At 39.8% G+C, this 17,691-nt stretch carries 19 protein-coding genes; 3 read left to right on the top strand and 16 right to left on the bottom strand.

The annotated features are described in order from the left end of the window. Window positions 1–31: 31 nt before the first annotated feature. From glmS to ruvB, 8 genes are all read right to left on the bottom strand, one after another. Entirely contained in the window at window positions 32–1,840 is a 1,809-nt protein-coding gene (glmS, locus tag FBF73_RS00335; RefSeq protein WP_136936638.1) for a glutamine--fructose-6-phosphate transaminase (isomerizing), read from the bottom strand. Window positions 1,841–2,031: 191 nt separating this feature from the next. Next, the gene (gene bglA, locus FBF73_RS00340; RefSeq protein ID WP_136936639.1) at window positions 2,032–3,411 is read right to left on the bottom strand and encodes a 6-phospho-beta-glucosidase; all 1,380 of its coding nucleotides are present in this window, start codon (window positions 3,409–3,411) and stop codon (window positions 2,032–2,034) included. Window positions 3,412–3,509: 98 nt separating this feature from the next. Beyond that, on the bottom strand, window positions 3,510–5,363 hold the full coding sequence (locus FBF73_RS00345) for a proline--tRNA ligase (RefSeq protein ID WP_136936640.1): 1,854 nt from the start codon (window positions 5,361–5,363) through the stop codon (window positions 3,510–3,512). Window positions 5,364–5,375: 12 nt separating this feature from the next. Continuing rightward, a complete protein-coding gene (rseP, locus tag FBF73_RS00350; RefSeq protein WP_136936641.1) occupies window positions 5,376–6,635 on the bottom strand; it encodes an RIP metalloprotease RseP in 1,260 nt (419 codons plus the stop codon). 21 nt (window positions 6,636–6,656) lie between these two features. After that, window positions 6,657–7,460, bottom strand: coding sequence for a phosphatidate cytidylyltransferase (locus FBF73_RS00355; RefSeq protein WP_136936642.1), 804 nt, complete (start codon window positions 7,458–7,460; stop codon window positions 6,657–6,659). Window positions 7,461–7,468: 8 nt separating this feature from the next. Further along, the gene (locus FBF73_RS00360; protein ID WP_136936643.1) at window positions 7,469–8,227 is read right to left on the bottom strand and encodes an isoprenyl transferase; all 759 of its coding nucleotides are present in this window, start codon (window positions 8,225–8,227) and stop codon (window positions 7,469–7,471) included. A 230-nt stretch (window positions 8,228–8,457) separates the two neighbouring features. Next, complete coding sequence (locus FBF73_RS00365) at window positions 8,458–9,030, bottom strand: nucleotidyltransferase family protein (protein WP_124787592.1); 573 nt, start codon at window positions 9,028–9,030, stop codon at window positions 8,458–8,460. Further along, complete coding sequence (ruvB, locus tag FBF73_RS00370) at window positions 9,011–10,009, bottom strand: Holliday junction branch migration DNA helicase RuvB (RefSeq protein ID WP_080982914.1); 999 nt, start codon at window positions 10,007–10,009, stop codon at window positions 9,011–9,013. The genes FBF73_RS00365 and ruvB overlap by 20 nt, the downstream gene beginning before the upstream one ends. A gap of 133 nt (window positions 10,010–10,142) precedes the next feature. Between ruvB and FBF73_RS00375 the strand changes: the two genes are divergently transcribed. Then, the gene (locus FBF73_RS00375; RefSeq protein ID WP_000970294.1) at window positions 10,143–10,235 is read left to right on the top strand and encodes a type I toxin-antitoxin system Fst family toxin; all 93 of its coding nucleotides are present in this window, start codon (window positions 10,143–10,145) and stop codon (window positions 10,233–10,235) included. Window positions 10,236–10,371: 136 nt separating this feature from the next. Here FBF73_RS00375 and FBF73_RS00380 read toward each other — a convergent pair whose 3' ends face one another. The 3 genes from FBF73_RS00380 to FBF73_RS00390 are packed head-to-tail and all read right to left on the bottom strand — an operon-like array spanning window position 10,372 to window position 12,769. Beyond that, the gene (locus FBF73_RS00380) at window positions 10,372–11,100 is read right to left on the bottom strand and encodes an ABC transporter permease (protein WP_136936644.1); all 729 of its coding nucleotides are present in this window, start codon (window positions 11,098–11,100) and stop codon (window positions 10,372–10,374) included. Further along, the gene (locus FBF73_RS00385; RefSeq protein WP_125423434.1) at window positions 11,101–11,841 is read right to left on the bottom strand and encodes an ABC transporter permease; all 741 of its coding nucleotides are present in this window, start codon (window positions 11,839–11,841) and stop codon (window positions 11,101–11,103) included. Further along, on the bottom strand, window positions 11,834–12,769 hold the full coding sequence (locus tag FBF73_RS00390) for an ABC transporter ATP-binding protein (RefSeq protein WP_136936645.1): 936 nt from the start codon (window positions 12,767–12,769) through the stop codon (window positions 11,834–11,836). Before FBF73_RS00390 ends, FBF73_RS00385 begins: the two co-directional genes overlap by 8 nt. Before the next feature lie 539 nt (window positions 12,770–13,308). Between FBF73_RS00390 and FBF73_RS00395 the strand changes: the two genes are divergently transcribed. Next, entirely contained in the window at window positions 13,309–14,169 is an 861-nt protein-coding gene (locus FBF73_RS00395) for a helix-turn-helix domain-containing protein (protein WP_000025783.1), read from the top strand. A gap of 82 nt (window positions 14,170–14,251) precedes the next feature. On the opposite strand, the gene FBF73_RS10065 is transcribed toward FBF73_RS00395, so the two are convergent. Beyond that, complete coding sequence (locus FBF73_RS10065; RefSeq protein WP_419991803.1) at window positions 14,252–14,611, bottom strand: DUF5966 family protein; 360 nt, start codon at window positions 14,609–14,611, stop codon at window positions 14,252–14,254. A 45-nt stretch (window positions 14,612–14,656) separates the two neighbouring features. On the opposite strand from FBF73_RS10065, the gene FBF73_RS00405 reads away from it, so the two are divergent. After that, entirely contained in the window at window positions 14,657–14,749 is a 93-nt protein-coding gene (locus FBF73_RS00405) for a type I toxin-antitoxin system Fst family toxin (RefSeq protein ID WP_094753251.1), read from the top strand. 830 nt (window positions 14,750–15,579) lie between these two features. Here FBF73_RS00405 and FBF73_RS00410 read toward each other — a convergent pair. The 4 genes from FBF73_RS00410 to FBF73_RS00425 all read right to left on the bottom strand — a co-directional run bounded on the left by FBF73_RS00410 (window position 15,580) and on the right by FBF73_RS00425 (window position 17,682). Next, entirely contained in the window at window positions 15,580–15,996 is a 417-nt protein-coding gene (locus FBF73_RS00410) for a GNAT family N-acetyltransferase (protein ID WP_136936646.1), read from the bottom strand. A gap of 11 nt (window positions 15,997–16,007) precedes the next feature. Continuing rightward, window positions 16,008–16,703, bottom strand: a complete 696-nt coding sequence (locus FBF73_RS00415; RefSeq protein ID WP_136936647.1) for a GNAT family N-acetyltransferase — start codon at window positions 16,701–16,703, stop codon at window positions 16,008–16,010. A gap of 94 nt (window positions 16,704–16,797) precedes the next feature. Next, window positions 16,798–17,217, bottom strand: coding sequence for a DUF3021 domain-containing protein (locus tag FBF73_RS00420; RefSeq protein ID WP_000825504.1), 420 nt, complete (start codon window positions 17,215–17,217; stop codon window positions 16,798–16,800). A gap of 9 nt (window positions 17,218–17,226) precedes the next feature. Then, complete coding sequence (locus FBF73_RS00425; RefSeq protein ID WP_000701943.1) at window positions 17,227–17,682, bottom strand: LytTR family DNA-binding domain-containing protein; 456 nt, start codon at window positions 17,680–17,682, stop codon at window positions 17,227–17,229. Between the last annotated feature and the right edge of the window lie 9 nt (window positions 17,683–17,691).

Consider the following 17,691-nt stretch of genomic DNA (forward strand, 5'->3'; position numbering starts at 1 on the left):
GAAAAAGCCTAGATAACTAGACTTTTTTAGCTTATTCTACCGTTACTGATTTAGCAAGGTTACGTGGTTTATCCACATCCAGACCACGGTGTAGAGTTGCAAAGTAAGCGACCAATTGCGTTGGTACAACCATTGAGATTGGTGAGAGGTAAGGGTGTACGGTCGTAAGGACGATATCGTCTGTATCTTTGGCAACATTTTCTTCTGCGATAGTGAGGACTTTGGCACCACGGGCTGCCACTTCTTGGATATTTCCGCGAGTATGGTTAGCAAGGACTGGATCTGACAAGAGAGCCAAGACAGGCGTTCCTTCTTCAATCAAGGCAATAGTTCCGTGCTTGAGTTCTCCTGCCGCAAAGCCTTCACACTGGATGTAAGAAATCTCTTTGAGTTTAAGGCTTGCTTCCATAGCTACGTAGTAATCTTGACCACGCCCAATATAAAAGGCGTTGCGAGTTGTTTCAAGAAGCTCACGAACCTTGGCTTCAATGGTTTCTTTCTCTGAAAGAGTTGATTCGATAGACTGAGCTACAATTGACAATTCATGAACCAAGTCAAAGTCTTGCGCTTTAGCATTGCCGTTCGCTTCTCCAACTGCTTTTGCAAGGAAGGCAAGGGCTGCAATTTGTGCTGTATAGGCTTTAGTTGATGCCACAGCAATTTCAGGACCTGCATGAAGGAGCATGGTATGGTTGGCTTCACGAGAAAGAGTTGAACCTGGGACGTTTGTCACTGTCAAGCTTGGGATTCCCATTTCATTAGCCTTGACTAAAACTTGACGACTATCCGCTGTTTCACCAGATTGGCTGATAAAGATGAAGAGTGGTTTCTTGCTGAGAAGTGGCATACCATAGCCCCACTCAGATGAGATTCCAAGTTCCACTGGTGTATCAGTCAATTCTTCCAACATCTTCTTAGAAGCAAATCCTGCGTGGTAAGATGTTCCAGCTGCAAGGATGTAGATACGGTCTGCATCTTGAACAGCCTTAATGATAGCTGGATCTACTACTACTTGACCAGCCTCATCTGTGTAGGCTTGGATCAACTTACGCATCACTGTTGGTTGCTCATCGATTTCCTTGAGCATGTAGTAAGGGTAAGTTCCCTTACCGATATCTGACAAGTCAAGTTCAGCAGTGTAGCTAGCACGCTCACGACGATTTCCATCATAGTCTTGAACTTCCACACTATCAGCCTTGACGATTACCAACTCTTGGTCATGAATTTCCATGTATTGGTTGGTTTCACGAATCATAGCCATAGCATCTGAGCAGACCATGTTATAACCTTCACCAAGACCAATCAAGAGTGGTGATTTATTCTTAGCCACATAGATGACTTCAGGAGCTTGTGAGTCAACCAAGGCAAAGGCATAAGAACCACGGATGATGTGAAGAGCTTTTTTGAAGGCTTCAAGAACTGACAAGCCATCTTCTTCCGCAAATTTTCCAATCAAGTGAACGGCGATTTCCGTATCTGTTTGCCCCTTGAAGTGGTGCCCAACAAGGTATTCTTCCTTGATTTCAAGGTAGTTCTCAATCACCCCATTGTGCACCAAAACAAAACGTTCTGTCTCAGAGCGATGTGGATGAGCATTGTCTTCCGTTGGTTTTCCGTGAGTCGCCCAACGAGTATGTCCGATCCCAGTTGTTCCCTCAACACCAGCTGTCTTGGCAGACAATTCTGCGATACGGCCTACAGCCTTTACTAGGTGGTTTTCAGCACCACCTAGGACAAAAATTCCCGCAGAATCATAGCCACGGTATTCGAGCTTTTCAAGCCCTTGAATCAAAATATCAGTTGCATTTGTGTTTCCAACAACACCAACAATTCCACACATAGTATATACGACACAGACCAGCTGTGCTTTCTCCTTAAAATTGGTATAGTCTAATTCCTCTTTTATAGAATCAGCAAAAACAGTATATACTTGTTTCTTTCACTTGTCAAGAGTAAAAATTGGTATAGTTTAAATTACACTCCTGTAAGCAAAAGACTCTGACCAATTAGGATAATCAGTCAGAGTCTTTTTTAAAATCCATTATTATCGCTTAATTCCTTGAACCAGTGCCCTGATTTCTTCAGACGACGTTCTTGCGTTTCCAAGTCTAATTCGACTAAACCATAGCGATTTTTATAGCTGTTGAGCCATGACCAGCAATCGATAAAGGTCCAGATTAAGTATCCTTTACAGTTAGCTCCATCTTCAATAGCACGGTGAAGTTCGCGAAGATGACCTTTTACAAAATCAATACGATAATCATCTTGAATCATTCCATTCTCACGGAATTTTTCTTCCCCTTCAACACCCATACCATTCTCTGTCAACATCCACTCAATATTGCCATAATTTTCCTTGATATTTTGGGAAATGTCATAAATCCCTTGCTCATAAATCTCCCAGCCACGATGAGGATTGATTTTACGTCCAGGCATCACATAAGGCTCGTAAAAATGTTCTGGCAAAAGAGGACTCTCTGGATTCTTAGCAAATCGAGGAGCCCTAACACGTAAAGGTTGATAGTAGTTGACACCAAGGAAGTCCACCGTATTATCACGAATGAGCTCCAACTCCTCCTCTGTAGCATCAGGCAAGAGACCTTGTTCATGCAAGATTTCTACCAACTCCTGTGGATAAGTCCCCAAAACAGACGGATCTAAGAAAGATTGGGCCTGAAAAAGATCCGCAATACGAGCAGCCTTGACATCAGCAGGATGCTGGCTACGTGGATAAGCCGGTGTCAAGTTGAGGACAATCCCAATCTTGGAATCAGGCAAGAGTTCATGACAGGTCCTAACCGCCCGACTGCTAGCCAATTGTGTGTGATAGGCTACTTTAACGGCTGCCTCTGCATCCACCTTATGTGGATAATGGGCATCGTAAAAATAACCAAATTCTACAGGAACGATGGGCTCGTTAAAGGTAATCCATTGATCCACTAAATCTCCATAGGTCTCAAAACAAAAACGAGCATAGTCTTCATAGGCTGAGACAGTCGCCTTATTTTCCCAACCATCACCATCCTCTTGAAGGGCAAAAGGCAAATCAAAATGATAAAGATTGACTAAAAGACGAATCCCTTTGGCCTTAATAGCCTCAAAAACCTTACGGTAAAAGTCTACACCCTGAGGATTGACCTCCCCACGCCCTTGTGGAAAAATCCGTGACCATTGAATAGAAGTCCGAAAGGCCGTGTGACCAGTTTCTAACAGTAGCTCAATATCCTGTTCCCAGTTTTCATAAAAGGTTGATGTTTTATCTGGACCAATCCCATTATAGTAACGATTTGGCTCCACTTGGTACCAATAATCCCAGAGATTATCTCCCTTACCGTCACCAGCTATACGTCCTTCTGTCTGCGGCCCAGAAGTAGAGGATCCCCAGACAAAATCCTTTGGAAATCTTAGCATACATTTACCTCTTTATCTACTCATTTTTCCCATTATACAGAAAAAACAAGGTAAAAACTAGTTACATTTTTTCCTTGTTTTTCTTCTGATTATAGTTTTTATTTCTTGCTGAGAATTTCAAGCGTTTCAAGCAAGTTATCTGCATGAACTTCGATGGTGTCACCAGTCGCTTTAATCTTCACTTCTACGATGCCATCGGCCGCTTTTTTACCAACAGTAATACGGATTGGTAATCCAATCAAGTCGCTATCGCTAAATTTAACACCGACACGTTCGTTACGGTCATCCGTCAAGACTTCGTAACCAGCTCCCATCAAGCTTGCTTCAAGTTTTTCTGTCAGAGCTTGTGCTTCTTCGTCCTTGACATTGACAGTAATCAAGTGCACATCAAATGGTGCTAACTCTTTAGGGAAATTGATTCCCCAAGCGTAACGGTATTCACCTTTTGGCGTTTTATTAACAAAGAGGCGAGCGTGCTGCTCCATCACTGCTGAAAGGAGACGGCTGACACCGATACCATATGAACCCATGATGATTGGCACAGCGCGACCATTTTCATCCAAAACATCTGCTCCCATGCTTGCAGAATAGCGAGTACCGAGTTTGAAGATGTGACCAATTTCGATACCACGCGCAAAGTTAAGGACACCTTGTCCGTCTGGAGAAATTTCTCCCTCACGAACTTCACGGATATCCACATATTCTGCAGTAAAATCACGACCTGGATTCACACCAGTCAAGTGGTAGCCATCTTCGTTAGCACCGACCACTGCATTGCGAACATCTTGCACCTTACGGTCTGCAATGATTTTAACATTCTCTGGCAAACCAACTGGTCCAAGTGAACCAAAACCTGCTTGAACAACACTTGCTACTTCTTCTTCGCTAGCAACGTCAAAGAAATCTGCTCCCAAGTGGTTTTTCAACTTGACTTCGTTGAGTTGGTCATTTCCAACTAGAAGGGCTGCAACAAGCTCACCATCTACCATGTAGAAGAGAGTTTTAATTGTTTGTTCTTCTGGAACGTTGAGGAAGGCTGCGACTTCATCGATTGACTTAACATCTGGTGTTGCAACACGAGTCACTTCTTCTTCAGCGACAACACGGTTGCTTGGTTTGTACTCATTTGTGGCCATTTCTAAGTTAGCCGCATAACTAGACTCACTTGAGTAGGCAATGGTATCTTCACCAGAAACCATCCATTTGAGCAATTCTGCCTTGATTTCTTCTTGCACTTCTGCAGGAATTTCATCAAATGAGGCAACAGATTTATCCAATACAACCCAGCGGTCAAGGTCTGTACGAGCAGGTGTAATGGCCATAAATTCTTGGCTGTCCTTACCACCCATGGCTCCACCGTCACCGATGATAGCCTTGAAGTCTAAACCACTACGAGTGAAAATACGCTCATAGGCAGCCTTGTACTCATCATAAGTTACATCTAAGCTATCATAATTAGAGTGGAAGCTATAACCGTCTTTCATAATGAACTCACGTGTACGTAGAAGTCCATTACGTGGGCGTTTCTCATCACGATACTTAGGTTGAATTTGATAGAGATTGAGTGGTAATTGCTTGTAAGACTTAACAGAATCACGAACAATAGTTGTAAAGGTTTCTTCGTGAGTTGGACCTAGAATAAAATCTGATTTTTCACGGTTTTTTAGTTTGTAAAGGTCTTCACCATAAGTTTCGTAACGACCTGATTCGCGCCACAATTCTGCACTAAGAAGGGCAGGAGCCAACATCTCAACAGCACCAATCTTGTCGAATTCTTGGCGCATGATATTTTTAGCTTTTTCAATCACACGGTTGGCAAGTGGTAAGTAAGAATAAACACCTGCAGATACTTGACGAACATAACCAGCGCGCAACATAAGAGCATGGCTGATAACTTGAGCATCACTTGGCATTTCGCGAAGCGTTGGGATAAGCATTTTACTTTGTTTCATAATATTCCTCGATTATCTAAAAAAGAGTCGCATAATGTCATTCCAGGTCACAGCAATCATCAAGACAACCATGATGACCACTCCGGCCAAGGTGACATAGGTTTCAATTTCTTGTTTTAATGGTTTGCTGCGAATGGCTTCCAGGATATTGAGCACAATCTTACCACCATCCAGGGCTGGAATCGGAATAAGATTAAAAATCCCAATATTGATGGAAATCATTGCCAAGAAGTCCAAGACATTCTCAATTCCATTTTTAGCGGCATCACTACTTGCCTTAAAGATGGCAACAGGTCCACCTAGCTTGTTCAAATCCGGTTGGAAAATCAGATTTTTCAGAGCTGATAGAATTCGGAGGGCCGAGTCAGCAGCAGTTGTAAAACCACCTACAAACATGGACAGAAAATCTGACTTAATTCCCGGTTGAACACCTAGAAGATATCGGCCTTGACTTTCTTCTGGGGTAACAGTGACCTGTTTGTCACTCCCCTTTTCAGAAATAGTCACATCCAAGGTCGGGGCCGTCTTATCTTTGGTTTCTGATTCCACAGCCTGAATCAAACTTTCCCAGTTGCTAATCTCATGTGAGCCAATCTTGGTAATCTGGGCCGTTTCTGGTACTCCTACCTTAGCCAAGGCCCCTTGGGGCATAATACGGAACTGGTTGGTATCGACATCTCTGACACCACCCTGCATGAAGATTAAAATCCAGAAAACAACGACACCTAAGATAAAGTTGTTCATAGGGCCTGCAAAATTAGTAATGAGTTTCCCCCAGATAGTTGCATTTTGATATTGAACATCTAGAGGAGCAATCCGAACCTCAGTTCCATCTGCTTCCACAACCGTTGCATCGTGATCTACTGCAAATGTTTTTTCTTCTTCCAGAACCAAGCCCCTAATAAAGAGCTTATCTTCAAAGTCAAACTGGGTCACCTGCATAGGAAGAGCTGTTTGATCCAATTTTTTACCTGAGAGATTGATGCGTTTAACCTTACCATCATCAGTAAGCGTTAAACTGACAGGAGTTCCTGTCTTGATTTCAGTTGTATCATCACCCCAACCAGCCATACGAACATAGCCACCCAGAGGCAAGATTCGGATGGTATAGGCCGTTCCATCCCTGCCAATGTGAGCAAAGATTTTGGGTCCCATACCAATGGCAAATTCACGCACTAGAATCCCTGATTTCTTGGCAAAGTAGAAGTGCCCAAACTCGTGTACCACCACAATAATCCCGAAAACCAGAATAAAGGTTAAAATTCCGAGCATAGTATTTCCTCCATCTTTTGATTAAAAGAGTCCAAACAAGTGCATGATTGGAAATACAAGCAACATACTATCGAAACGATCCAAAACACCACCATGTCCAGGGATAAATTTCCCAGAATCCTTAACACCAAAGTGACGCTTGATCGAACTTTCTAGTAAATCACCAAATTGTCCAGCAATGCTAAAGAAAATAGCAAAGACTGACATCTTGTAAATTCCATACGGAAGAGCAACTGTTCTGTCAAACATCATAAAGATGATGGTTATTAAAATAGCACCTAAAATACCACCCAAGGCACCCTCAAGGGTTTTATTAGGAGAAACTGTCGGAGCTAATTTTCGTTTCCCATAGTTCATCCCAACAAGATAGGCACCACTGTCTGTTGCCCAAACAATACACAAGGCTAATAGTGCCTTATCTAAACCTGCAATTCTAGCATCTAATAGAGCATTAAAACCAAAGCCCACATAGAAACTCATAGCAAGAGGGAAAACCGCATCCTCAATCGTATACGACTTGCTAAATACAGTCGTTCCTAACATAATTGAAATCAACACACTATAAGCAACCACATTCCCATCAACTGGCAAAAAAGTCAGGTAATTCTCCAAGGGAATGGTCAAAGCAAAGGTTGCAAAGAGGGTCAAGAGACCCTCCATCGTCATGGTCTCTAGACCTCTCATCTTCAAAAGTTCATGCATGGCTAGCATGGCTATGATTCCAATTGCTATCTGAAGCAAGAGTCCCCCAATCATTAAAATTGGTAGGAAAATAGCCAGGGCAATCCCTGCAAACAAGGTTCTTTTCTGTAAATCCTGTGTCATATTTCCTCCTAAACTCCTCCAAATCGGCGATGACGACGATTGTAGGCAAGAATGGCTTCCTGCAAGGCCGCCTCGTCAAAATCAGGCCACAAGGTATCTGTAAAATAGAGCTCACTGTAGGCTCCCTGCCATGGAAGGAAATTGCTCAAACGCAATTCTCCACTAGTGCGGATAATCAAGTCTGGGTCTCGTAACTCCTTAGGCAAATGCTGGGTGAAGAGATAGTTGCCAATCAATTCCTCTGTGATGTCACCTGGGTTGATTTTGGCATCTAACACATCCTGGGAAATCAACTTAAGAGCCTGTGTAATCTCAGCACGTCCACCATAGTTGAGGGCGAAATTAAGTATCAAGCCTGTGTTGTTCTTAGTTAATTCTTCAGCCTTGGTCAGAGCTTCAAAGGTTTGCTTAGGCAAGCGGTCTGTCTCCCCAATCATTTGAATCTTAACATTATTCGCATGCAATTCCGGGACATAATTATCATAAAACTCTACTGGCAAGTTCATGATAAACTTGACTTCCTGATCTGGGCGGGTCCAGTTTTCTGTAGAAAAAGCATAGACCGTAATAACCTTAACGCCTAGTTTGTTGGCTGCCTTGGTCACAGTTTGCAATGCTTCCATGCCCGCCTTGTGTCCAAAGACTCGCGGTTGCATACGTTTTTTAGCCCAACGGCCATTGCCATCCATGATGATGCCGATATGAGCAGGAACCTGTGTCGGAACCTCTACTTCCACAGCCCTATCTTTCTTAAAAAATCCAAACATGATCTTATTCCTATTCAAAAATCTATCGTTTCATTATACCATATTTCCCTATTTTCTTCTATCACTAAGCTATTTATTCTCAGGCACCAAGCCCATTTTTCAAAAAAATAAGCCGCCTGATTTGGCGACTCTATTTTTATAGGGAGATTATTATGAAAAAGTTTTAGGAGTTTAAGTTAAGGTCTTCTTAACTTATGAACTTAGTATACACTTCCTAGCTTAAAGTTTCCTTAAGTATTTTTAAAAATCAAATTTTTCCATTTCTCCTGCCAATTTTTCTTGGATAGACGTATTTGGTAAAGTTCCATTCGGTCTTCATTCCCTAAAAAATGAGGAGTTGGTCGAACTTGAAAATTCAAAATGTCCTCCAAACCATAAGGTGCAAAGAGTTCCAAAGTGGATTCTTCATTCAAGTGTAGTCCAACAGCTGTACATCGTTCTGGATACTTACTCATAGCATCACGGGAACTAGTATAAGGAGCAGTATGAGAGCTATGTTGATGCATATAGACCTGATTTTTCAACTCCCATTGATACTGAGGAAAGTCCTCTCGTAGCTTTTTCTCTAGGGACAAGGTTTCCTCATAAGAAATATCTGGATCAAAGAAAATGACATCCACATCTGTTTCACAGTCAAAAGGTGATTTGTCTGACAAGAGATTCCAGATGAAATTTCTGACAGAACCTGCTGCCAACCACGAGTCTTTCAGACCAAGGTTTCGGATAATCGTCAGAATAGCCATCATATCCAGATTTTCTCTAAAAGCGTTTAGTATTTCTTGCTTATTTTTCACTGTATTCATAACCTAAATGCTCATATGCCTTAGCTGTTGCCACCCGTCCAGACCGCGTCCGCATGATAAAACCTTTTTGGATTAAGTAAGGTTCATACATGTCTTCGACAGTCTCGCGCTCTTCTGCGATATTGACAGAAAGAGTTCCTAAGCCGACAGGACCACCGCCGTACATCTCAATCATGGTGCGAAGGATTTTTTGATCCACATAGTCCAGACCTTCATGGTCAACATCCAGCATGGTCAAAGCCTTATCGGTAATAAGATCATCAATAGTCCCATTCCCCATTATCTGGGCAAAATCGCGCACGCGCTTGAGGAGACGATTGGCAATACGAGGGGTTCCACGGCTACGTAGAGCCAACTCAGATGCTGCCTCATGAGTAATTTCCATCTCAAAAATATCTGCCGTCCTCTCAACAATTTCCGTCAAATCAGCATGAGCATAATACTCCATATGACCTGTAATTCCAAAACGTGCCCGTAGCGGATTTGAGAGCATACCAGCCCGAGTCGTCGCACCAATCAATGTAAAAGGTGGTAACTCCAAATGAACACTGCGACTACCTTCACCAGCTCCAATCATGATATCAATGTAGAAGTCCTCCATGGCACTATAAAGCACCTCCTCCACCGACATGGGCAAGCGATGAATCTCATCAATAAAAAGGACATCACCAGGCTCTAAGTCATTCAAAATCGCTACCAGATCTCCGGCTTTTTCAATGACTGGACCAGAAGTTTGCTTGAGATTGACACCCAGTTCATTGGCAATAACAAAAGCCATGGTCGTTTTTCCCAAACCTGGAGGCCCGAATAAGAGCACATGATCCAGCGCTTCATCCCGCATTTTGGCAGCCTCGATAAAGATTTGGAGCTGGTCCTTGACCTTGTCCTGCCCAATATATTCACGTAAGTACTGAGGACGGAGCGTGCGTTCTACTAACTCCTCATCCCCCATTATCTCATTATCTAAAATTCTACTCATGGCTCTATTATATCAAAAAACCAAGCCACAAACAAAAAAGCCATCTGATTGGGTGACTCCTAAGTTTAGCAATTATGTGGTATAATATTCTACGGCACTGCTACACCGCCTACGAAAGGAGGTGAGATAGCCCATGATGGAACTAATCCTTAAAACTATCATCGGACCGATTGTGGTCGGTGTCATCCTTCGCTTAGTCGATAAATGGCTAAACAAAGATAGATAGTGTCAAAAAAGACCCCAAGCTTAATGTGGAAGTTAGCTTGGGGTCTTTTCTAGTCCATGATATAGAACTAATCCTTAATTCCTCTCCATTATCCCACAGTTCACACATTTTGTCAAAGGTTTACATTCTCGGCTTGTCATTTATAAGCAAAAATAATGTTCATCATGCGTTTATCTGCCAACAAATAAAGGAGACATGCCACCAAGGTAACCAACCAAATGGCATATACAGAAACTGTTAAAACCGTGAATTCCTCCATGATGATTAGTAGTAAATTTGCCAGATAATACCGCCCAACAACCGTTGTTAAAGTAAACAAACCTGCAAATGACAATAAAAAGGCAAGTGGTAGGGCAAGGATAAGTTCCTTCCGATATTTTCCTAAGAAGAGGACAATAATACCAGCAGACAGTGTATAAGCAAAAGCAATTGCTCCATAAACAAGTCCCCAAGATAACATTGCAAGACTAGAGAAAGCAAAGTCACCATCCATTAGCTCTAGGACCAGCATAGACAAAAAAGTGAATTCACTGACTAGTAGATTAATCAACAAAGCAAGCATAAACTTCGCTTGGAGTAATTGTTTCAAATCGACAGGAATCAGTCTGAGATTTGAAATCGTTTTAGACACTTGTTCTATTCTTATCAAATCCACTAAAATCATGCTCGAAAAAGGGAGGAGAAAATAGTAGTTCAAAAAGAAGAAACCATTTTCTACATACCAACCATTCACACTACCGTACGAATGCCCTTGATAAATCTGATGACCAATCATAAACTCTAACAAAAAGAGCAGGATGGCTACAAAGGGAATCATATACAGTATCTTTCGCCTTCTTAGTTTAGTCAATTCTAGCATCAACATTTATTCATCCACCTTTCTTAACCAAGATTTAATGGACAAGAAAGACAAAACAAGTAAAGATAAACCTAGTACAATAATCGATAAGATAGCTGGCTGTTGAAGCACCACTCCTTCTCTGTTTCCTTCCCAGATTAAACTGTTAGCACTTGTTACTGGACTGATATTTGGACTCGTCCTTGCTAAAAAAAATGACACTAAAACATACATGACGCCGACCAAATTTCCAACTATCTCCTTGCCTCTTACTTTTATCATGACCAAAGCAACTAAAGGAAATACTCCCATGGGAATTAAGACACCACTACTCATACAAAGATAGAAGAATCTTAATAATAAAGACAAACTGACTGTTGAAGAAAAGCGAGATAGTAGTGCAAATAAGGAAACCGAAATATAGGTGAATAACATGATACACAGAGCATTGATTTCTATATACAAAATCTTAGCCCAGAATGTCTTCATTAGATTTGCTGAAGCGAGTTTCAAGTTGTTCATGATGCGATAGCGATATTCTACACCAAATGCCTGTATTGTATAGGAAACACAATACAAAGGGAGAATCAAAAAGTTTAAATAAGACAAAGAAAATTTATAGACAAAGGGGAAGGAGTCAAACAAGCCTCTCGCATCATTTACATAATAACAGATGAGAGCTAGGTAGAGGGAAACAACACCATATACGACAAAATTCAATTTTTGATGCCTTTGTTTGAGAAATTCAATCTTCACTAAATCAAGCAATTCCCTCACCTCCTGTTACCCGCTTAAAGTAATCCTCTAAACTTTCATTGTTTTTATAATAATATTCTTTTAGAACTATTCCGTTGTCTTTTAAGGAGTTAGATACGACCGCAATGTCAAAAGCAGGTGATTCTCCCTGAAGTTCAAGTTCTGTATCCGAAAGAATACTGATCTGTTCTTGCAGATTTATCCTGCAAAGCACTTCCTTAGCTTGAGAAGCATCTGAAACAATTAGGTGGATTTTCCTTTTATCTGCACCATCTATTAATTCCTGCATAGTCTTTTCAGCCATAAGGTGGGCATCATGCAGTATCCCAACTCTATCTACAAGCTTTTCAAGTTCTGAAATAATGTGACTGGATATTAAAATTGAAATGCCATGATTGGTACTGAGTTCCTTTAGATAACGGCGCATTTCAAGGATACCAATAGGATCCAAACCATTTGTTGGTTCATCTAATATCAGAATTTTCGGCTGGTGCATAATAGCGTTAGCAATTGCTAACCTTTGCTTCATTCCCAGAGAATACTGCTTGAATAGTTTTTTATTTTCCCCATCTAATCCTACTACTTGTAAAGCTTGCTCTACCTGTTTTAGCGAAATTCCTCTCAATCTTGCAAAAATAGAGAGATTTTCAGGTCCCGTTAAATTAGGATAAAAAGAAGCACTGTCCAATACCACACCGATTTGAGATAGCAAGTCCTTAGAAAAGTCCCCTGACAGTTTTTCAGATAGAATCTTCACTTCACCACTATCCATCACTGTCAAACCTAAAATAGCTTTGATAAATGTTGTCTTTCCAGCGCCATTTCTTCCTAGTAAGCCATAGATTTCTCCCTGTTTTAGCGTAAAGTCTATCTTATCCAAGATAATTTTCCCATCATAGGATTTTGATAAATTAGATGTCTGTATTACTGAATTTCTCATTTTATTCTCCTCCTAATATCTATACACCCACATCAAGAGATATAATAGAGTAGTTCCTGTATAACTAGTTATATGAGAGGGTAATAGAGTATATCAAACTTACAAGCCCCCTTTAAGCTCTTCAATCTGTGACACGATCCATTGTATAAATGTTACTTCACAAAAAGTTTAACAAATCAATCCGACAGTACCAGATCAACTCCACTAATTGTTGAAGCTTGTTGTATAATTCTAGAACCAAAATATATTGTGATTGATTTACAGGTTTTTCAAAAAAAGGAACCGCTTCCAAATAATTCTAAAAAGGATAATACAAAAATGATTTTACGAAACTTTACTAAAATACTCATATTAACCACCTTTTTCTTATCTTTACACTTGTAAGTGTACTACTTTAAATATTCTTTGTCAATAAAAAGTATTCTTTTTTTCAGTTTTTTTTTTATTTATTTTTTTATGACTATTTTTGTGTTAGAAAGTTGAAAAATCGAGATTAAAAGTATATAATTAATCGTAAATTTATTTAAAGAGGGTTAGAGATGAGCATATTATCTGATAAACTAAAAGCCAAGAGAAAAGAAAAAGGCTTCTCACAAAAAACACTTTCCGAAGGAATTTGTGAGCAAAGCCAAATCAGCAAAATAGAACGTGGCAACTATATGCCTGCTGCTGATTTACTCTATAAACTTGCAAATCGGCTTCAAGTTCCCTTAGATTATTTTTTCGATGAACAGATTGAAATGACTTCCAATATAACACCGTTTAAGAAATTAGCAGAAAAATTACTTGAAGATCGTAATTACGAGGATTTAGAATACCTCTTAAACTTAGAAAAAGAAAAGTCTCAGTATCTATCTACTGAGGATGAATTTTATCTTCTATGGATTCAAGCGATTATCCTTTTCTACTTACATAGTTCCAAAGATGAAGCTATCGCCAGTCTAGAAAACGCTTTGCCAAAGCTTTCGGTCAGCTCATCTGTGTATCTTAAACTCCTCAATACTTTATCTAATTTTTATTTTTCTGTAGGGCGTGATGCAGAATACGAAGAAAATAACTCACTTCTTATCAGTTTGTATCAGGAAAAAGATTTAAACCACCAAGAGTATTTATTTGGTTATATTCGAGTTAAACATAATTTTGCCTATTATTTACACTCTAAAGGTAAGGAGTTAGAAGCTGTCCAAGAAGCCTTAGAAACCATTGACTTTTGTAAACAAAAAGAGACCAGCTATCAGCTAGCACCTCTTTTAACTATCGTTGCAAATGCCGGAAAAGATTTTTTAAAGCACGATGAAATTCTTGACTATTATTTACAGGCTCGTGATATCTGTAAAATATACGAGCACAAGCTCATGATGGCTAAGATTGATCATTTCTTGAAAGATAAGGATAGGTGACTTCAATCGTAATAAGTTATAATTACCAATTAGCTAGAAACGTAAAAGTGGAGAGGAACTAATATCGTTTTCTCCACTTTTGTTAATATCCCCTCTTCCATTTGTATCTCGCCAAACTTACTAATACAAGTAAAACTAAATGAAAGATAATAAAGAATGTCGTAAAACCAAATAATCCATTTTGAACTAAATCTGCCGTGTAAAGTTCAGTCTCTGTAAAGAACAGATAAATTCCATAGCCCTCCACAAAAATAAGGAAACTGACAAAACCAATAAGAAAAAGTCCACTAGCAATAAGAAAGAGTCTCCATAACAGTATGAGAATCCCTCCTACTGCTAAAAAATTACTGGGAGAAGGAGTAAATAAGCTATAACTTCCTCCTTTCCAAATGCAAAAGCACTCTATCCTACTGAGAGAGTAGAGTATTTTATGATATAATATTGTTCGGCACTTCTACACCGCCTGCGAGAGGAGGTGAATTAGCCCATGATGGATACAATACTTAAAACTATCATCGGACCAATTGTGGTCGGTGTCGTTCTTCGATTAGTCGATAAATGGCTAAACAAGAACAAATAGTGTCAAAAAGACCCCAAGCTTATTTGGACGTGAGCTTGGGGTCTTTTCTAGCCTATGATATAGACACAATACTTAATTCCCTTTTATTATCCCATAGTTCACAAAATTTGTCAAAACTTTACATTCTCAGCTTCTTAAGCTTTAACCGCTTTACAACAAGACTTTCAAGTTTAAGAGAAAGTTAGGGATTCTATCAATTTCATAGAAATTTTGATTTAGTAAACGAAGAGACAATCTTACATGTCACTCCTCATTTAATACGCCACTACTGGACAAGCAAAATCATTATTACAGCAGTTCCAGTCCTTCAATTAACAGTCACTTACAATCAAATTGAGTTTGAAGTAGCCGAAGCGACAACAGACCTATTTTTTAGTCATATTTTCTAAAAAAGTCCCCGCCAATTCCCCGACCAAAATCCGAAAATACCGGAAAATATCGAAAAATGATTTTTAGAATAATCCCCAAAAGCCTGAAATAGAGCCAAAAAACTCCACCTGATTGGGTGGAGTTAAGGGAGATTATTATGAAAAAGAAAAGTTTAGGATTTTATTAAATAAAGTTAGGAGGTCTTTATTTAATGATTATATGATACAAGACGAAGCTTAAAACTAGCTTAACTTTTCTCAAATTCTACCATTTTGCCAAAAATTTCTATCAGCATCTATCCCCCCCACACACAAAAAAGCCACCTGATTTGGTGACTTCATTAGGAGATTATGATGAAAAAAAGTTTTAGGATTTCATTAAATAAAGTTAGGAGGTCTTTATTTAATGACTATATGATACTAGACCATCCTTAAACTTTGCTTAAGAAAAAACAAGTTTTGTTATTTTTCTCGATTCATCCAAGTCATTCCTATACAATTATAGGTGGATAAGATTTCAAAGCCCATAGAACGATAGAAGCCCAAGGTTCTTTCTGTCTGTTCTGTCACCAGCTGGACTTGATAGACATCTTTGTAAGCCTCTAAAGCCTCTTTCATTAGGGCACTACCAATCCCTTTACGCTGATAGATAGGTAAAACGATCAAATCCTGGACAAAAATCGATGAGAAACCATCTCCGACTAAACGGACCAAGCCCACCACAGTATCACCATCAAGCGCCACATAAATCACTAATGAATGAGATAAGGCCTGCTCCAGCATCTCTGATTGATCGGTATAATTTGTCCAACCGGCAGCCTGATAGAGATGCAAAACATCCTCTAGCTTGACAAATTCTTGCTTTTTAATAGTGATCATCTCAACCCCTCTTAAAACTCTCTCAAGCTCTTATACTGCCGCCCATTTTTATCAAAATTTTCAGGATCCAACCATGCTTCCAATCGAGCTTTGACTTGAAGCCAGTCCTTATCAATCGTAGACAACCAATTCGTATCCCTCGTACGCCCCTTATAAACCACTGCCTGACGGAAGGTTCCTTCATAGACAAATCCCAAACGCTCCGCAGCTCGTCTGGACGGTAGATTAAGAGAATCACATTTCCATTCGTAGCGACGATAGTTGAGTTCTTCAAAGACATAGCGAGCCAGGAGATACTGAGCTTCTGTCCCTATCCGTGTCCCCCTGAGTTTTGGAGAAAAAGTGACTGCTCCCACTTCTATTACTCGGTTATTCTGGTCAATGCGCATAAGAGAAAAAGTTCCCAAAGCCTTACCAGTTGACCTGTCTATGATTGCATAGTAAAAACGATCCTTACGAGCTAACATCTGATTTAAAAGGGTAACCAGCTCCTCCATATCTGCCACTGGTTCCTGAAAGAGGTAGGTCCACATCTCCCGAGGCGTATCAGGGCCATAAACAGCTAATAAATCCTCCGCATGCTTCTCCACTGAAAGAGCTTCTATTCGAGCATAACGCCCTTCTAAGAAATTAATAGAAGGCAATTCACCTGGAGTATAACCTTCCATTGACTCACCAATCATCTGACCATATTCGTTTACTGGCATTTTTCTTCTCCTTGTTTTACGCTGAAAATACTATATCACAAATTGTTCTCTTTGGAAACTGGCACTGTCTTCAAACTTCATCCTCAACACTATATTAGTGACCCGTTTTCTGTCTTTTATCCTCTAAGGCTTGATTAATTCGTTGGGTGAGTTTGTGAGTTTGCCAGATTTGATACAACCATATCAATCCATAAATTAACAAGAAAAAGAACCAAAGCAAGGGACTCCACAAGGCTGAACCCCAACCAAAAAATAGAGAGGTCAATACTAAAATAGTAGCTGTCACTAATAAATGAACTCCTACACGTATACTAAAAGCAAGAAACTCTAGCTTTTCAAGTATTAAAGTCAATACCCCCATAATTCCACCCATTAAAAACAGAGCTAGAATATTTTTTATCATTGGTTCAGGATAGGTAATACCTGGATAAAACTGAGTCAACACCATCATACTCAAATAAAAGAAGGAAGCCGTACGCATTCCCGATACAAAATAATCAATTAATCGTTTCATGATTTTCTCCTATAAACCTAGATAATTCATTAAGGACTTAACGTATTTCCGACTCACACTAGATTTGATACCCCGAGTCATTTTAGCCATCATGTTCCCTGAAAAGCTATCCGATAATGACTCTAAATGGTCAATGTTTATAATTGAATGGCGTGATATCTGTATAAAGTTACGCCGATTAATCCGATTCTGAAAGTTTATCAATGTTTCCTTAGTTTTATAAATCCCATCTACCGTATAAATGGTTAACAAGTTCTTATCGATATCTGCTAGAATAAGATCCTCAATCTTCACCATTACCAGATGATCATCCGTTCGAATAGGAATGACCACCTGATTGGTCGTTGAAAATTGTTCTAAATACTCCATGACTTCCCTTGCTTGGTCGGTTAACTGAGCTGCCTGAATTACAATATGTGGGTCCTTTTCTGAAAACTCTGTCTTCATTTCAAAACGAATCTTCATTTTCTCTCC

The organism is Streptococcus mitis (assembly GCF_005144795.1).
GTDB classification, from domain to species: domain Bacteria; phylum Bacillota; class Bacilli; order Lactobacillales; family Streptococcaceae; genus Streptococcus; species Streptococcus mitis_BB.

Excerpts from the sequence above, each read along its gene's own strand:
- FBF73_RS00415 (WP_136936647.1), bottom strand. The coding sequence starts at position 16,703 with ATGCCAGTAAACGAATATGGTCAGATGATTGGTGAGTCAATGGAAGGT.
- FBF73_RS00425 (WP_000701943.1), bottom strand. The coding sequence starts at position 17,682 with ATGAAGATTCGTTTTGAAATGAAGACAGAGTTTTCAGAAAAGGACCCA.
- FBF73_RS00410 (WP_136936646.1), bottom strand. The coding sequence starts at position 15,996 with ATGATCACTATTAAAAAGCAAGAATTTGTCAAGCTAGAGGATGTTTTG.
- FBF73_RS00390 (WP_136936645.1), bottom strand. The coding sequence starts at position 12,769 with ATGAGAAATTCAGTAATACAGACATCTAATTTATCAAAATCCTATGAT.
- bglA (WP_136936639.1), bottom strand. The coding sequence starts at position 3,411 with ATGCTAAGATTTCCAAAGGATTTTGTCTGGGGATCCTCTACTTCTGGG.
- glmS (WP_136936638.1), bottom strand. The coding sequence starts at position 1,840 with ATGTGTGGAATTGTTGGTGTTGTTGGAAACACAAATGCAACTGATATT.
- FBF73_RS00405 (WP_094753251.1), top strand. The coding sequence starts at position 14,657 with ATGATGGATACAATACTTAAAACTATCATCGGACCAATTGTGGTCGGT.
- FBF73_RS00380 (WP_136936644.1), bottom strand. The coding sequence starts at position 11,100 with ATGTTGATGCTAGAATTGACTAAACTAAGAAGGCGAAAGATACTGTAT.
- FBF73_RS00365 (WP_124787592.1), bottom strand. The coding sequence starts at position 9,030 with ATGAATACAGTGAAAAATAAGCAAGAAATACTAAACGCTTTTAGAGAA.
- rseP (WP_136936641.1), bottom strand. The coding sequence starts at position 6,635 with ATGCTCGGAATTTTAACCTTTATTCTGGTTTTCGGGATTATTGTGGTG.
- FBF73_RS00345 (WP_136936640.1), bottom strand. The coding sequence starts at position 5,363 with ATGAAACAAAGTAAAATGCTTATCCCAACGCTTCGCGAAATGCCAAGT.
- FBF73_RS00420 (WP_000825504.1), bottom strand. The coding sequence starts at position 17,217 with ATGAAACGATTAATTGATTATTTTGTATCGGGAATGCGTACGGCTTCC.
- FBF73_RS00375 (WP_000970294.1), top strand. The coding sequence starts at position 10,143 with ATGATGGAACTAATCCTTAAAACTATCATCGGACCGATTGTGGTCGGT.
- FBF73_RS00360 (WP_136936643.1), bottom strand. The coding sequence starts at position 8,227 with ATGTTTGGATTTTTTAAGAAAGATAGGGCTGTGGAAGTAGAGGTTCCG.
- FBF73_RS00395 (WP_000025783.1), top strand. The coding sequence starts at position 13,309 with ATGAGCATATTATCTGATAAACTAAAAGCCAAGAGAAAAGAAAAAGGC.
- FBF73_RS00355 (WP_136936642.1), bottom strand. The coding sequence starts at position 7,460 with ATGACACAGGATTTACAGAAAAGAACCTTGTTTGCAGGGATTGCCCTG.
- ruvB (WP_080982914.1), bottom strand. The coding sequence starts at position 10,009 with ATGAGTAGAATTTTAGATAATGAGATAATGGGGGATGAGGAGTTAGTA.